General features: G+C 69.3%; 14 protein-coding genes. 11 read left to right on the top strand and 3 right to left on the bottom strand.

The window, feature by feature from the left end; genetic code table 11:
• Positions 1-19 precede the first annotated feature (19 nt).
• Positions 20-328: a DUF7526 family protein gene (locus BMW35_RS10145; protein ID WP_089669328.1), complete on the bottom strand. Its 309-nt coding sequence runs from the start codon at positions 326-328 to the stop codon at positions 20-22.
• Between the two features lie 115 nt (positions 329-443).
• Here BMW35_RS10145 and BMW35_RS10140 point away from each other — a divergent pair, with 115 nt between their 5' ends.
• Positions 444-815: an archaellin/type IV pilin N-terminal domain-containing protein gene (locus tag BMW35_RS10140; RefSeq protein WP_245708162.1), complete on the top strand. Its 372-nt coding sequence runs from the start codon at positions 444-446 to the stop codon at positions 813-815.
• 57 nt (positions 816-872) lie between these two features.
• Here BMW35_RS10140 and BMW35_RS10135 read toward each other — a convergent pair whose 3' ends face one another.
• Positions 873-2,546 carry a sensor histidine kinase gene (locus tag BMW35_RS10135; protein ID WP_089669326.1) on the bottom strand — a complete coding sequence of 558 codons (1,674 nt, stop codon included), beginning with the start codon at positions 2,544-2,546 and terminating at the stop codon, positions 873-875.
• Positions 2,547-2,814: 268 nt separating this feature from the next.
• On the opposite strand from BMW35_RS10135, the gene BMW35_RS10130 reads away from it, so the two are divergent.
• The 10 genes from BMW35_RS10130 (at position 2,815) to BMW35_RS10085 (ending at position 13,254) form a co-directional block, all read left to right on the top strand.
• Positions 2,815-4,065 (top strand): 4Fe-4S ferredoxin N-terminal domain-containing protein, encoded by a 1,251-nt coding sequence (locus tag BMW35_RS10130; protein ID WP_089669325.1) that lies wholly within the window; start codon positions 2,815-2,817, stop codon positions 4,063-4,065.
• Positions 4,062-5,393 carry an NrfD/PsrC family molybdoenzyme membrane anchor subunit gene (nrfD, locus tag BMW35_RS10125; protein WP_089669324.1) on the top strand — a complete coding sequence of 444 codons (1,332 nt, stop codon included), beginning with the start codon at positions 4,062-4,064 and terminating at the stop codon, positions 5,391-5,393. The genes BMW35_RS10130 and nrfD overlap by 4 nt, the downstream gene beginning before the upstream one ends.
• Positions 5,393-5,629: a hypothetical protein gene (locus tag BMW35_RS10120; protein WP_089669323.1), complete on the top strand. Its 237-nt coding sequence runs from the start codon at positions 5,393-5,395 to the stop codon at positions 5,627-5,629. Before nrfD ends, BMW35_RS10120 begins: the two co-directional genes overlap by 1 nt.
• Before the next feature lie 92 nt (positions 5,630-5,721).
• Entirely contained in the window at positions 5,722-6,903 is a 1,182-nt protein-coding gene (locus BMW35_RS10115; RefSeq protein WP_089669322.1) for an Mrp/NBP35 family ATP-binding protein, read from the top strand.
• A gap of 134 nt (positions 6,904-7,037) precedes the next feature.
• Entirely contained in the window at positions 7,038-10,529 is a 3,492-nt protein-coding gene (locus BMW35_RS10110) for an LAGLIDADG family homing endonuclease (RefSeq protein ID WP_089669321.1), read from the top strand.
• Positions 10,529-10,807 carry a DUF7854 family protein gene (locus BMW35_RS10105; protein WP_089669320.1) on the top strand — a complete coding sequence of 93 codons (279 nt, stop codon included), beginning with the start codon at positions 10,529-10,531 and terminating at the stop codon, positions 10,805-10,807. The genes BMW35_RS10110 and BMW35_RS10105 overlap by 1 nt, the downstream gene beginning before the upstream one ends.
• 48 nt (positions 10,808-10,855) lie before the next feature.
• The gene (locus BMW35_RS10100; protein ID WP_089669319.1) at positions 10,856-11,194 is read left to right on the top strand and encodes a DUF7855 family protein; all 339 of its coding nucleotides are present in this window, start codon (positions 10,856-10,858) and stop codon (positions 11,192-11,194) included.
• On the top strand, positions 11,191-12,015 hold the full coding sequence (locus BMW35_RS10095; RefSeq protein WP_089669318.1) for a DUF7856 family protein: 825 nt from the start codon (positions 11,191-11,193) through the stop codon (positions 12,013-12,015). Before BMW35_RS10100 ends, BMW35_RS10095 begins: the two co-directional genes overlap by 4 nt.
• A gap of 25 nt (positions 12,016-12,040) precedes the next feature.
• The gene (locus BMW35_RS10090) at positions 12,041-12,541 is read left to right on the top strand and encodes a DUF7857 domain-containing protein (protein WP_089669317.1); all 501 of its coding nucleotides are present in this window, start codon (positions 12,041-12,043) and stop codon (positions 12,539-12,541) included.
• Entirely contained in the window at positions 12,538-13,254 is a 717-nt protein-coding gene (locus BMW35_RS10085) for a nucleotide-binding protein (protein WP_089669316.1), read from the top strand. The genes BMW35_RS10090 and BMW35_RS10085 overlap by 4 nt, the downstream gene beginning before the upstream one ends.
• Here the strand turns inward: BMW35_RS10085 and BMW35_RS10080 are convergent.
• On the bottom strand, positions 13,236-14,096 hold the full coding sequence (locus BMW35_RS10080) for a transcription initiation factor IIB (RefSeq protein ID WP_089669315.1): 861 nt from the start codon (positions 14,094-14,096) through the stop codon (positions 13,236-13,238). The genes BMW35_RS10085 and BMW35_RS10080 overlap by 19 nt on opposite strands.
• Positions 14,097-14,140: the final 44 nt, after the last annotated feature.

Below are 14,140 nucleotides of genomic sequence, written 5' to 3'. Positions count from 1 at the left end.
ATCCCCGCGCCGCCTGCGGCTACGAGCGGTCGACTGCGTCACCACCGCTGACGACCTCGTACACGCCGGCGAGGTCGGTCTCGGCGACCTGTGCGGTGAACTCCTCGCCCTCCGGGACGCCCTCGTCCGTCACGACGGTGACGGCCTCGATGGGGCTGCGTCGGAGGAACGCCAGAATCCGCTCGGGCCACGACGGCGTCCCGCCCTTCCGGCAGACGAGCACGTGGCGGCCCGCGGCGAGCGTTTCGAGTTCGGGCTGGAGGTCGGCCTCCTCGAGTTCGTCGGGCGCGAGGGCGTGGACGACGTCGGCAGTCAGCGTCTCGGGCACGCCCGTGAGTCCGGCCGCCCCGGAGTTGAGTGTTGCGTCGGCCGGCGAACCAGTCGGTCTCGGCTCCGATGCTCGGGGGAGTACACATATACGTGGGACGTGGATACAGGTGGGCATGATTCCGGCTCCGTCGGACGAGCGCGCGACCTCCCCCGCAATCGGGGTCGCGTTGCTGTTCGTCATCGCAGTGCTGGTGGCGGGGGCGGTCGGTGTCGGCGTGTTCCTGAACGACGAGACCGTGACCGCCGGCGTCCAGATCGCGGCGTCGAACGGCGAAGCGACCGTGCTGTGGACCGAGGCGGGGAACGCAGAGTACATCGAGGTGACGACCAGCAACTCGCTCGGCAACGCTACCATCGAGGAGGTCGAGGGGACGGTCGAACTCCCGCGGGACGTCGGCCGCAGCGGGGAGACGATGCTCATCGTGCGCGCCGTGAACAACGAGACCGACCGCGTCATCGAGGAGCAGGAAGTCGAACTGGAGTGACGCACCCGGCCGCGTCGGGTCGGCCCACGAGACGAGCGGCGGCCCGCTAGCGGTCAGTCACTCGTCGGGGCCGGTGAACGCGAGCGGCGTGGGGTCGACAGTGACCTCGATGCGGACGCCGTTCTGGTACTCCGTGTCGACGGTCGCCGTCCAGCCGTGGACGCGCGCGAGCGTGCGGACGTTCGGGAGGTGCATCCCGGCTTCTGTCGTCGGAGCCGCGTCCCCGTAGTCGAAGAAGCGTTCGGTGTCGCCGACGCTCGGAGCCGCACCGTCGTCCTCGATGGCGAAACCGCCCTCGTGGATGTCGACGACGACCCGGCTCGCGCCGTTGTCCAGCGCGAACGCGAACGCCGCCTCGAAGAGGTCCTCGAGGCGGACGCGGTCCGCGTCGAGAGTGCCATCGCCGTCGACGGTGAGGGCGAGGTCGCCCGTGTCCGCGGCCCGCCAGCCGGCCTGCGCCGCCTCGCGGACGTCGACCTGGTCGGTGTCGCGGAGCGTGCGGCCGTGGCGGGCGAGCGTCGAGAGGTCGCTGACGCGGTCCTCCATGCGGTCGACGGCGTCGGAGACGCGCTCCAGCGACTGGCGGGCTTCGGTGACATCCTCGTCTTCGAGGGCGCTCGCGGCCTGGGACGCGAAGCCGGTGGCGACCTGAATGGCGTTCCGGAGTTCGTGATTGACGCCGGCCGCGAACCCCTCTAGCTGGGCGTTGTGTCGTTCGACCTCGCGGCGGTGGCGTTCGGTCTCCGTGATTTCGGTGAACACGAGGACGCGGCCGAGGCTGCTGGCCCCCAGCGAGAACGACGAGTCGGCGACGAGGTAGTACTCGGTGTCGCCGTCGCGGCGCACCGCGAGGACGTCGTCGCCGCCGTCGAGGTGGGCGGCGACGTCCGGCGCGATCTCGGAGAGGGCGGTGCCCGTGTTGCCGTCGAGCCCGGGGAACCGCTCGCGGGCGTTGTCGTTGACCGCTCGGACGCGGCCGTCGTCGTCGAGCAACACGACGGGGTCGTCGATGTCGCCGGTGAGCTGGACGGCGAGAAAGCGGTCCTCGTGGAGGAACAGGACGCCGACGGCGAAGACGGCGACGCCGAGCGGCGAGTGGATGATGTCGATGAGCGCCGGGCTGGCGAAGCTGTAGACGTCGAGCACCGCCGGCACCGCCATGATGCCGACGAGGACGGCCAGCGGGCGCGTGCCGTAGTCCGCCTCGCGGAACATCTCGAACAGCATGAACATCCCGATGGCCGCCAGGGCGTACGACAGGCCGGTGATGCCCCAGTGGAAGACGCCGTGTTCGACCACGAAGAAGGGGAACTCGTCAGGCTGGTAGGTCGCGCGGTAGTAGAGGTGGTGAAACGAGTTCGTGAGTTTCACCGCGACGACAGCCAGATAGGTGACAATGCTCCCCGTGACCACCCAGGTGTCGCGGTGGAGGACGCGGCCGGTGTACGCCGAACAGAAGTACAGCCACGCCCACACGGTGGAGAAGCCGAGAACGAGGCCGACGAGGTACGCGGAATCGGCGACCAGTTCGGACGGCGCGAGCAGCGTAACGACGTGCGTGGCGGACCAGCCACTGGCTGTACCGAGCAACACGAGGAGTCCGTGGCGGGTCTCTCGGTCCTCGACGCGTCTGGCTCGCCAGGTGCTGGCCGCCGACACGACGGCAGCCAGCGCGAACAGCCCGGCGTACGCGAGGTCGATTGCCGCGATTCCGAGCGGCGAACTCGTCACTGCTGGTCCTCCGTCACGTGCCTCACAGAGGGCCGGAGAGTACTAAGCGTTGGCTTCGTCGCCAGTTACTCCGCTGCTCGGCCGACGACCACCCCCCGCGCACCCCGTTTCTAACATATTCGGGCTGGTGCCCAGTTCGTGAAAACGGGGTGGACTGTTCTTGGCTGCGCTGTCGCAACGGCCGGATACAGGCGGGTATCGGTGGAGCGGCGACTGTGCCGGCGGCTGGCTGGGCCGCCGGGTCGCTCCCCGCCCGGAGGAGATACGAATGCACGACGAGGACGAGTCACCAGACTTCGACGAAGACGAAACGAGGCGCATGGAACGCGTACTCGACGACACCGAGTACGACACCGAACTCGGCGTCGAGATGGCCAAAGACGCCCAGCGCGTCGCGGCCGGCGAACTCGAAGAGGCGGAGTTCTACCGCCGGTACCACGAGGACATCCTCGAGGAATTCGGCGAGGACGACCGCGAACTCACCGGGCTGCTCGACGACGTCGGCAACGTCGACGCGGGCGACGGCGAGGGCGTCGCGGATAAACTCCAGGCGCTCGCCGAGGAGAAAGACGTGTCGCGGCGCGAAGTGATGAAGAAAGGCGGTGCGGCCGTCGCCGCGCTCAGCATCTTCGCGAGCGCCGGCGAGAACCGCGCTGCCGCCGCCGAGGGGGAGGAGGGCGGCGACGAGTACGACGGCACCCGGTGGGGGATGACAATCAACCTCAACAACTGCGACGGGTGTCTGGCGTGCATGGTCGCCTGCGACCAGGAGCACAAGCTCTCGGGCGGCGCGAACTGGATGTACGTCTTCACGTACGAGGACGACCACCAGGACGACGAGAACTTCCTCGTGCGGCCGTGCCAGCACTGCACGGAGTCGCCGTGTACGAAGGTGTGTCCGGTGGGCGCTCGCCACACCCGCGAACAGGACGGCCTCGTGCTCACGGACTACGAGATCTGCATCGGCTGCCGGTACTGCGAGGTCTCGTGTCCGTACGGCGTCAACTACTTCCAGTGGGGCGAACCCGACCACCCGCAGTCCGAGATTCCCGAGAGTCAGGCCCACGACGACCGCGGGCGCTGGGTCGGCGCTCGACCGCCCGAGGGCGTGATGGGGAAGTGCACGTTCTGCGTCGACCGGCAGGACGGCGAGATGGGCGAAGAGAAAATCGGCACGACCGCCTGCGAGGAGGCGTGCGCGATGGACGCCATCCACTTCGGCGACCTCAACGACCCCGAAAGCGACCCGAACACGCACCTCGAACAGTACAGAGACGAGCAGAGCAACGACCTGTCGAAGTTCAAGGACCGCAAGGAGCACACGGTGTCCACCTTCAACCTCATGGAGGAGCGCGGCACGAAGCCGAACGTCCGGTACGTCGGCAACGAGCCGTCGCCGCACGCCGAACAGGTCGAGGGCCCCGTCTCCTACGAGGACGTCGGGCTCGTCGACAACCGCAAGGAGGAAGTCCTCGACAACGGCGCGATGGCCAACCAAGACGGGGGTGAAGAGGCATGAGCACCGACGTCGGGCGTGAAACCCTGACACGACCGATTCGGTCGCCGTCGAAACGCTACGTCGGCGCGCTGCTCGCCGCGCTCGCAGGCATCGCCGTCTGGCTGTTCTTCTACTACCGGCAGCTCTCGAACGGCCTCATCGTCACGCACCTCGCTGACTGGGGGTCCGCCGGCGGCGTCCCGTGGGGGATGTACATCGGGGCGTTCATCTGGTGGGTCGGCATCGCCCACGGCGGCATCATCCTCTCCGCCGCGGTCCGGCTGCTCGGCATGGACACCTACCAGCCGGTCGCGCGGATGGCCGAACTGCTCACCATCGCCGCGCTGAGCTGTGCCGGCCTCTACATCCTGATTCACGTCGGTCGGCCGGACCGCCTCGTGACGAGCGTGCTGCCCGCGTGGCCGTGGCGCGTCCAGTGGTCGCCGCTCGTCTGGGACGTGACCGTCATCACGGCGTACTTCGTGCTGACGGCGACGTACCTCCTGCTCACCATTCGGTACGACATCCACCGGCTGCGCGACCGGCTGCCGGACACCTTCGAGCCGCTGTACAAGGCGCTGATGGTCGGCTACAGCGAGAAGGAGGACAAAATCGTCGAGCGCATGGTGTGGTGGCTCGCGTTCGCCATCATCATCATGGCACCCCTGCTGCTCCACGGCGGCGTCATCCCGTGGCTGTTCTCGCTGCTGCCGTCGATGGCGGGCTGGCACGGCGGCGTTCAGGGACCGTCGTTCCTCTCCATCGCGCTCACGTCCGCGGTCAGCGGCATCATCATCATCGCCGCCGCGTTCCGCTACACGTACGACTGGGAGGAACTCATCCCCGACCAGGTGTTCTACGGGCTGTCGAAGTGGCTGGGCTTCTTCGCCCTCATCTTCCTCTGGCTGCAGCTCCAGCAGGTGATGACGGGCATCTTCGCCGCGCCGACGACGCTCCAGCACGCCACCGAAGTGAAGCTCTCGACGCCCGCCTACTGGGTCGCCATCGGGCTCGTCGGCCTCGGGCTGGCGTACATCTTCGCGTCGGCGCTGAAGGCGTCGCTGTTCTCGATTCCGCGCATCGTCGCGGTGTCGTTCGCCATCCTCGGCGGGACGCTCGTCGAGAAGACGCTGTTCGTCGTCGAGGGCCTCCAGCACGCGCACTTCCAGCTCTACGACGGCGTCCCGGGCAACTACGTCCCGTCGCCGGTGGAGCTGTCGTCCATCCTCGGCGCGGTCGGCATCGTGGTGGCGTTCTTCCTCGTCGTCTCGAAAGTCATCCCGGTCGTCGAACTGCACGCCATTCAGGACCACCACGACGACGCGGAGCCAACGGAGGTGAGTGACTGATGACGCTCCCGCTCTCGCTCCCGCCGTTCATGAACCCGTTCGTCGGGCCGGGCACGTACCTCATCTTCGGCATCGTGTTGCTGCCCGTCTACCTGATGCTGGCGGCGTGGGTGCTCGGCCGGCCGAGTGACGCCAAACGCGTCGCGCTCGGCGTCGGCTACCTCGTCGGCCTGACGACGACGCTGTGGGGGAGCCTGTTCGTCGCCACGATGGTCATCGACGTCGTGTTCTTCTGAGCACGGCTCCCAACGACCCTCGACTGCACAGGCGACCGAATCGACCTCGACTCGACTCGACTCGGCACGCGACTCGACCCCGGCACCACACCATGACACTCACTGCATCCGAACTGGAGGAGCGACTCAGGAGCGTAGAGGACCCCGACAACGGCGACGACATCGTCTCGATGGGGCTCGTGAACGACGTCTCCGTCGGCGAGGACGAGGCCAGGGTGAGCCTGGCGTTCAACGCGCCGTACTCGCCGACCGAGATGGACATCGGCAACGAGATTCGGGATGTCGTCGCGGACGCCGGCCTGGAGCCGGACCTGCGGGCGAGCGTCGGCGAAGACCAGGGCTTCGACGAGGAGGTGCTGCCCGGCGTGAAGAACGTCGTCGCCGTCGCGTCCGGGAAAGGCGGCGTCGGGAAGACGACCGTCGCCGCGAACCTCGCCGCCGGCCTGAACGACCGCGGGGCGCGCGTCGGCATCCTCGACGCCGACGTCCACGGACCGAACGTTCCCCGGCTGCTGCCGACGGAGAACGAGCCCGGCGTCACCCCGAACGAGGAAATCGTGCCGCCGGCGAGCGACGGCGTGCGCGTGATGAGCACCGACCACATGATGCCAGACGGCGACGACCCCGCCGTCCTGCGCGGCCCGATGGTGAACAACGTGATGATGAAGTTCATCAACGAGGTCGAGTGGGGGCGGCTGGACTACCTCGTCGTGGACCTGCCGCCGGGCACCGGCGACGCCTCGCTGAACCTCCTGCAGACGCTCCCGCTGGCGGGCGTCGTGGTCGTCACCACGCCACAGGAGATGGCGGTCGCGGACGCCCGGAAGGGCCTCAAGCTCTTCGAGAAGCACGACGCTCCCATCCTCGGCGTCGTCGAGAACATGGCCGCGTTCCAGTGTCCGGACTGCGGGGACACCCACCGCGTGTTCGGCGAGGGCGGCGGCGACGAGATTCGCGAGGACTACGGCGTCCCCGTGCTCGCCGAACTCCCCGTCCATCCGGACTTCGACAGCGGCGACATGGCGGGGCCAACCATCCGCGAGGAGGACAGCGACGTCCGCGAGGACCTCTTCGAGTTCGTGGACGCCACCGCCGACCGCATCGGCGAGGTGAACCGCGCGACGGTCGCCGAGGAAGTCGGGCTCGACGGGCAGGAGTCCGTCCCCGGCGGCGACACCGACGGCGAGACCGCGGACACCGACTCGACCGGCGACGACACCGAGCCGGCCGGAGACGACGCTGCGGCCGAGACGCCAGACCCCACTGCGGACTAACCGGGCCGGAACGACCACCGGACGGAGGCACGCTCCACTCGGGTGCACGGCCACTTGACGGGCCGGCAGCCGTCCACGTTCACCCCCGTTTGCGAACCTTCTTACGCGAGCGAGCACTATCCCGGAAGGACAGAATGGCCCAGGCCGCCAACCAGGAGCTCGTCGACCGATTCGAGGAGTTCTACCGCCGATACTACAGCGACGACGTCGCGGAGCTCGCCCGCGAGTACCCGCGCGAGTCGAAGTCCCTCGAACTGGACTGGCGGGACCTCTACCAGATGGACCCCGACCTGGCCGACGACTACATCAACCACCCCGACCAGCTCCAGGAGGCCGCCGAGGAGGCCCTGCGGCTCTACGACCTCCCCGTCGACGTCAGCCTCGGGCAGGCCCACGTCCGCGTGCAGGGCCTCACCGAACACACCGAAATCCGGGCGATTCGGGCGGAACACCTCAACACGCTCGTCTCCGTCCAGGGGATGGTTCGGAAAGCGACCGACGTGATGCCGAAAATCGAGCGCGCGGTGTTCGTCTGCCAGCGCTGCGGTGCCGAGACCGAAGTCCCGCAGGGCGACGCCGGCTTTCAGGAGCCCTACCAGTGCGAGTCCTGTGAGCGCCAGGGCCCGTTCAAGCTCGACCCCGACCGCTCGGAGTTCGTGGACTCCCAGAAGCTCCGCGTGCAGGAGTCTCCCGAGGGCCTCGCGGGCGGCGAAACCCCGCAAGCCATCGACATCCACATCGAGGACGACGCCACCGGCGAAGTCACGCCCGGCGACCACGTCACCGTCACGGGCGTCCTCAGACTCGACCAGAGCGAGGACTCCACCGACTCCCCCGTCTTCGACCACTACATGGAGGGGTCCTCGGTCGTCGTCGAGGACGCCGAGTTCGAGGAGATGAACATCACGGAGGAGGACAAACAGGAGATCATCGAGCTCTCCGACCACGAGGACATCTACGAAGAGATGGTCGACTCCATGGCCCCCGCTATCTACGGCCACCGCCAGGCCAAGCTCGCGATGATGCTCCAGCTGTTCTCCGGCGTCACCAAGCACCTCCCCGACGAGTCCCGCATCCGCGGCGACCTCCACATGCTGCTGATAGGGGACCCGGGTACGGGGAAGTGCGTGCGCGGCGACACCACCGTGACCCTCGCCGACGGCAGCGAGCACGAGATTCGAGAGCTCGTGGAGTCGAACCTCGACGACCCGAAGCCAGTCGACGACGGCGTCTGGGACGACGCAGACATAGCGGTCCCGTCGCTCGCACCAGACGGCACGCTCGTGCAGCGCCGCGCGACGAAAGTCTGGAAGCGCGAAGCACCGGAGACGATGTACCGCGTCCGGACTGCGAACGGCCACGAGGTCACCGTCACGCCGAGCCACCCGCTGTTCGTTCCGGGCTTGCAGGGCCCAGAAGCTGTACGGGCCGAAGACCTCGATTCTGGGCAGTTCGTGGCTACACCGAGACAGCTGGAGACGAACGGAGACGACACGCTCGACGTTTCTTACCGCGAGTCCCGGTCGTACAACGCCGTCCACATCGACCTGCCGGACGAGTGGTCCCCTACTCTCGCGCGGCTCATCGGGTACGTCGTCGCAGAGGGGTACGTCGAGCAGCGCGACGACAACACGGGCTACGTCTCGGTGACCAACAACGACGAGGCTGTGCTAGACGAAGTGAAGGGGGCACTCGACGCAATTGGCGCGAACCACCACCAGCGCGAGCCACACGAGGGAAAGTCCGCTCGCGAGGTCATCTGTGGGTCGGGAGAGTTTGTGAGTTTCCTCGCCGAACTCGACGCGGGCCTGCTCGACGGCTCGGCCAAGAAGCGCGTCCCGAACGCCGTGAAACGAGCGTCCGACGGAACCAAGCGCGCATTCCTCGCTGCATTCGTGGAAGGTGAGGGGCACGTGTCCGCTACGGAGCGCGAGATTTCCGTCGCCTCGACGAGCCGCGAACTACTCGATGACGTGCGGTCGCTGCTGCTCTCACTCGGTATCACCAGCCAGCTCCATCCCCGAGAGAACGGGAGCTATCGGCTTCGCATCAGCGGCGGCATGTTCAAGCGATACGTCACCGAGGTCGGGTTCGTCACCGACCGGAAGTCCGACGCTGCAGCGGCGTTCGAGGAGACAGACGGGAACACGAACACGGACGTTGTCCCGGTCGGCGGCGACGAACTCCGGTCGCTCAGGAACGAGCTCGGGCTGACGCAGGCCGATTGCGGGATTCCTCGCTCGACGTACCAGCACTACGAGCGCGGCAGCCGGAACCCGAGTCGGGAGAGTCTCTCGGCGGTCGCGACGGCATTCTCCAATGCGGTCGACGAGACTGTCGCCGCTGACGGTGGAACCGACGTGACAGCGAGAGTCGGTGCCGTGGAAGCTGCAGCGACGGACGACATCGCCTGGGACCGCATCGACACCATCGAGGAAGTCGAGACAGACGAGGACTGGGTGTACGACCTCGAAGTCGAGGGGACGCACAGCTACCTCACCGACGGTGTGGTCTCGCACAACTCCCAGATGATTTCGTACGTCCAGAACATCGCGCCTCGCTCCGTCTACACCTCCGGGAAGGGGTCGTCCGCGGCCGGGCTGACGGCCGCCGCCGTCCGGGACGACTTCGGTGATGGCCAGCAGTGGACGCTGGAGGCGGGCGCGCTCGTGCTCGCGGACAACGGCGTGGCCGCGGTCGACGAACTGGACAAGATGGCCGACGACGACCGGTCGGCGATGCACGAGGCGCTCGAACAGCAGAAGATCAGTATCTCGAAGGCGGGCATCAACGCGACGCTGAAGGCGCGGTGTTCGCTGCTGGGCGCGGCGAACCCGAAGTACGGCCGCTTCGACCAGTACGAGCCGATCGGCGAGCAGATCGACCTGGAGCCCGCCCTGATTTCGCGGTTCGATTTGATCTTCACGGTGACGGACTCGCCGGACCCCGAGGAGGACGCGGCGCTCGCGGAGCACATCCTCCAGACGAACTACGCGGGCGAGCTGAACACGCAGAACGAGCAGCTCGCGAACGCGAACTACACGGAGGAGGAAATCGACAGCCAGACCGAGGAGGTGGCACCCGCCATCGAGCCCGAGTTGCTCCGGAAGTACATCGCGTACGCCCGGCGGACGTGTTTCCCGACGATGACCGCGGAGGCGAAGCAAGCCATCGAGGACTTCTACGTGGACCTGCGGTCGAAGGGCGCGGACGAGGACGCCCCCGTTCCGGTGACGGCCCGTCAGCTCGAAGCCATCGTGCGGCTGGCGGAGGCGTCGGCGCGGCTGCGGCTCTCCGACACGGTCGAGCAGGAGGACGCCGACCGCGTCATCGCCATCGTCCAGTCTTGCCTGCAGGACATCGGCGTCGACCCGGAGACCGGGGAGTTCGACGCCGACGTGGTGGAGACCGGCCAGTCGAAGACCCAGCGCGACCGCGTGAAGAACGTGAAGGCGCTCATCGGCGAAATCGAGGACGAGTTCGACGAGGGCGCGCCGGTCGAGGAGGTCCTGGACCGCGCGGAGGAGATCGGGATGGACGCCGGGAAGGCCGAACACGAGATCGAGAAGCTCAAAGAGAAAGGGGAGCTCTACCAGCCGAACAAGGACCACTTGCGCTCCATCTGATGGACCGAATCAGCGCGCTCCGGAACGTCGAGGAGGCCCTGGCGGACTTCGAGGACGGGGACGCGAGCCTCGGCGATGTCGAGGACCGCGTGCTGGGCGTACTGCGGACGTACGCGACCGAGTTCGACGAGGCGGGCGTGACCGCGTACCGCGCCACGGGCGACCCGGTCGTCGAGGGGACGGTCGTCGTCGCACCGGACGCCGAGACCGCCCGGGAGCGGGTCGCGGCCCGAGTCGACGGTCGCGTCCCCGAGTTCGAGGTCGCAGAAGTCGTTTGATTCGGGTAGTTCGAAACTAATATTTTCGTCGCTGCGAACGCTCGGGTAGTGCTACTGGTGGTGACGTACGCGCGGGCCGCGAGACAGAGCCTGCGGAACGTCTGTGACGCGCACGAGGACTGCGTCGTCCGGCGGTTCGGCCGCGCCGCGCTGCTTCGGGAGACGGAGTTCGGGGCGTTCCAGGCGCTCCGCCTGCGGGAGAAACACGGCGGCGACGTCCAGGTGGAGCGCACGGCGGCGTTCAACGAGTTCGCGGACGCCCCCGACCGCGTCCGGGAGGCGGCCCAGGCCTACGAGGACCGGGAGGCAGCGAGCACGCCGTACGCGAAGTTCGCGGCCGGCCGGGAGCACCCTGCTCCGGAGACGATGCGCGACAGCGAGCTATGAGAGTCTCACTCGCTGGTGTCGAGCGCCGCGGGCGGGCGCTCGACCTTCGAGACGCCGATGTCGAGTCGGGCGCGGTCGTCGACGCGATTCGCGACCCCGAGGACGAGTGCGTCCGCTGCCAGCCGCCCCGGCGCGTCCACGAGCGCGTCGGTGTGCTCCACCGGCGCGTGTCGGTCTCGCTGCGGGCGGCCGTCGCCGCGGCGGCCCGAAGCCGGGGTGCGGGCACGCGCCACGACGACGACCTCAGGGCGTGCCGGACGGCGCTCGCGGACCTCGACGCACCGGACGTCGATCTGGAAGGGGCACGGGAGCGCGTCTCGACGACGGCCGCGGACGTCGAGCGGCTGCGCGAGCGGGTGGCGCGAGCGAGCGGGCGCGTCGAGGCGCGCCGCGAGGACGGGGACGCCGAGTCGGCCGAGGCCGCGCTCGGCGAGGCGACCCGGGAGCTGGCGGCGGCCGAGACCGAACACCACGCCGCCCGGGAGTCTCTGGAGCGAGCCAGGCGGCGAGCGCGCGAGGCCCGCGACGCCCGGGAGCGACGCCTCGAAGTCGAGGACCGGCTGGCGAATCTGCGCCGGGACGCCAGGGGCGCACTGGCCGAGCGCTGGAGTGCGCGCTTCGAGCGCGCGGTCGACGCGCTCCCGTTCCGCGGCGACCCTGCGCCGCCCAGCGAGTTCGACGGCCCGGCGTGGACGGCCGGCTGTGCGGCCGCCCGACTCGCCGCTCCCGGCGCGCCACTCGTGGTGGCCGACGACCTGTTCGCGAATGCGACGAGAGCGAGCGCCGCGCTGGGCGCGCCGGTGGTGCTGGTCGAAGTTTAAGGCCGGGAGCGGGGCCACCGCCGGCATGCGCGTAGCGACCGAGACACACCGCCGGAACGGCGTCACGCTGGTGGCGGTGCGCGTCGAACACGACGGCGAGCAGCGCCAGCGCGTCCGACTGGCGAACGAGTGCGCGGGCCCGGTGTGGCCGCCCCGCGAGAACGGACTGCCGGCTCCGGGCTGGGACGACGGCGGCTGGGAGGGCGTCCTCGACCCGGGCGATCGGACGCCGCTCGGGTACGCCACACCGGGCGAGCCGCGGGACCCGCCGGTGTCGGTGGCGTGGACCGAGCGCGCGGCAGCGGGGCCGCCCGACGCCAGCGCGGCGGTCGCGGAGTTCGGCGACCCGCGGCCGCCCCGCGACGCTGTGCCGGAGCCCGACACCGCGCTCCCCGACGCCGTCCGTGACTGGCTCGGTGACGTTTCGTCGCGGGCGAGCGAGGACGGAGAGACGCCGGAGGACCGGGAAGCGGTGTCGGCGCTGGCGGCGCGCGCGAGTGTGCTCCGAGAGCGGGTGGACGAGTGATTCTCGCCGTCGCCGGCGGGAAGGGCGGCGTGGGGAAGACGACCGTCGCGCTGAACCTCGCGGCCGAACTCGGAGCTCGGAAGACGACACAGTCGTCTTCCGCAACCCATCAGAACGCAGCGCGGTCTGAGGACGCCGTCCTCGTGGACGCCGACCTCGGGATGGCGGACGTGCCGGCCGGAAGGGGGCCAGACCTCCACGACGTACTCGCCGGCCGTGCCGCGCCCTGTGAAGCCGTTCAGGGAGACGGTCCCGTGTCGGTGCTGCCCTGCGGCCGGACGCTCGCCGGTGCCCGCGAGGGCGACCCGCGGGAGCTGGCGAGCGTGCTGGAAGCGGTCGAGCGCGAGTTCGGGACGGTCGTCGTGGACTGTCCAGCGGGCCTGCAGGCGGACGTCGGAGTGCCGCTGCTCGCGGCTGACGCGGCCGTCGTGGTGACGACGCCGGACCGCGCTGCGGTTGCGGACGCCGTGCGCGTGCGGTCGCTCGCCCGGGAACTCGACGCCGGGCTCGCAGCCGTCGCGTACAACAGGGCGGACTCGGGCAGCGAGCGGGTGGCCGACGCGCTCGGCGCGCCGACGGTCGCGGTGCCGGACGCCGAGGGAGTCGAGCGCGCGCTGGCGGCGGGGCTGCCGGTGCGAGCAGTGGCGGCGGAGTCGACGGCTGCGGCGCGGTTCGCAGACCTCGGGGCGCTGGTTCAGTCCTGTAGCTCGTAGTGGGTCGTCCGGAGCGTGACGGGCGTCACGTCCGCGACGTCGGCGGCGTCGGCCTGCGTGACTGCGTGCTCGGTGTCCGCGGCGGCCGTGTACAGACACGCGGCGGCGACCCCGCTGGGGTTGCGGCCGCTGACACCGCCGTCGGCTTCGAGGTCGTCGACGAACTCGCGGGCGCGGCGTTCGACGCCGCTCGGGAGGTCGAGCCTGTCGGCGTACCGCGGGAGGTAGTCCCGGGGGTCGATGGGGCCCGTCGGTAAACCGAGGTCGCGGTTCATCGCGTCGTAGGCGGCGGTGAGTTCGTTCTCGTCGGCGCGGGCGGCCGCCGCGACCTCGCCGAGCGTTCGGGTGACGCCGTTCGTCCGGCAGACGGCGTAGACGCCGGCGGCGGCGAAGCCCTCGATGGTCCGGCCCTGCAGCAGGCCCTCGCTCTGCGCGGAGTCGAACAGCGCGCAGGCCTGGTCGCGGACGCTCCGCGGGAGACCGAGCGTGCTGACGAGCCGCCGAATCTCGGTGAAGCCGTACACCTGGTTGCGGTCGGCTTTCGAGGAGATGTTGGCGCGCTTGTGCTGGCGGCGGAGTCGCGCGAACTTCCGGCGCTTGCGGCCCTTCAGCCGCGTCGAGCGACCGATTTCCGTGGAGAGGCCGCGGTCGTGGCGGGAGCGCGTGAGCGGTGCGCCCGTTCGTTCTGGGCTGCGCTCGGAGTCGCTGCCGAAGGTGCGCCACTCGGGGCCGCGGTCGATGCGGTCTTCATCGACGACGAGGCCGCACTCAGTACAGACGCGTTCGGTGTCTCGGTCGCGGACGGTGCCCTCGCACTCGGGGCAGCAGTGTGTCTGACTCATCCTACCTGAACGTAGGCCCCGAAGCAGTATTTAAACGGAGGACG

This window comes from Halobacterium jilantaiense (assembly GCF_900110535.1).
GTDB lineage: Archaea > Halobacteriota > Halobacteria > Halobacteriales > Halobacteriaceae > Halobacterium > Halobacterium jilantaiense.
This window is presented reverse-complemented; position numbering and strand designations above follow the sequence as displayed.

Coding starts and splice junctions, on each gene's coding strand:
- BMW35_RS10110 (WP_089669321.1), top strand. CDS start 7,038: ATGGCCCAGGCCGCCAACCAGGAGCTCGTCGACCGATTCGAGGAGTTC.
- BMW35_RS10095 (WP_089669318.1), top strand. CDS start 11,191: ATGAGAGTCTCACTCGCTGGTGTCGAGCGCCGCGGGCGGGCGCTCGAC.
- BMW35_RS10105 (WP_089669320.1), top strand. CDS start 10,529: ATGGACCGAATCAGCGCGCTCCGGAACGTCGAGGAGGCCCTGGCGGAC.
- nrfD (WP_089669324.1), top strand. CDS start 4,062: ATGAGCACCGACGTCGGGCGTGAAACCCTGACACGACCGATTCGGTCG.
- BMW35_RS10120 (WP_089669323.1), top strand. CDS start 5,393: ATGACGCTCCCGCTCTCGCTCCCGCCGTTCATGAACCCGTTCGTCGGG.
- BMW35_RS10115 (WP_089669322.1), top strand. CDS start 5,722: ATGACACTCACTGCATCCGAACTGGAGGAGCGACTCAGGAGCGTAGAG.
- BMW35_RS10130 (WP_089669325.1), top strand. CDS start 2,815: ATGCACGACGAGGACGAGTCACCAGACTTCGACGAAGACGAAACGAGG.
- BMW35_RS10090 (WP_089669317.1), top strand. CDS start 12,041: ATGCGCGTAGCGACCGAGACACACCGCCGGAACGGCGTCACGCTGGTG.
- BMW35_RS10080 (WP_089669315.1), bottom strand. CDS start 14,096: ATGAGTCAGACACACTGCTGCCCCGAGTGCGAGGGCACCGTCCGCGAC.
- BMW35_RS10140 (WP_245708162.1), top strand. CDS start 444: ATGATTCCGGCTCCGTCGGACGAGCGCGCGACCTCCCCCGCAATCGGG.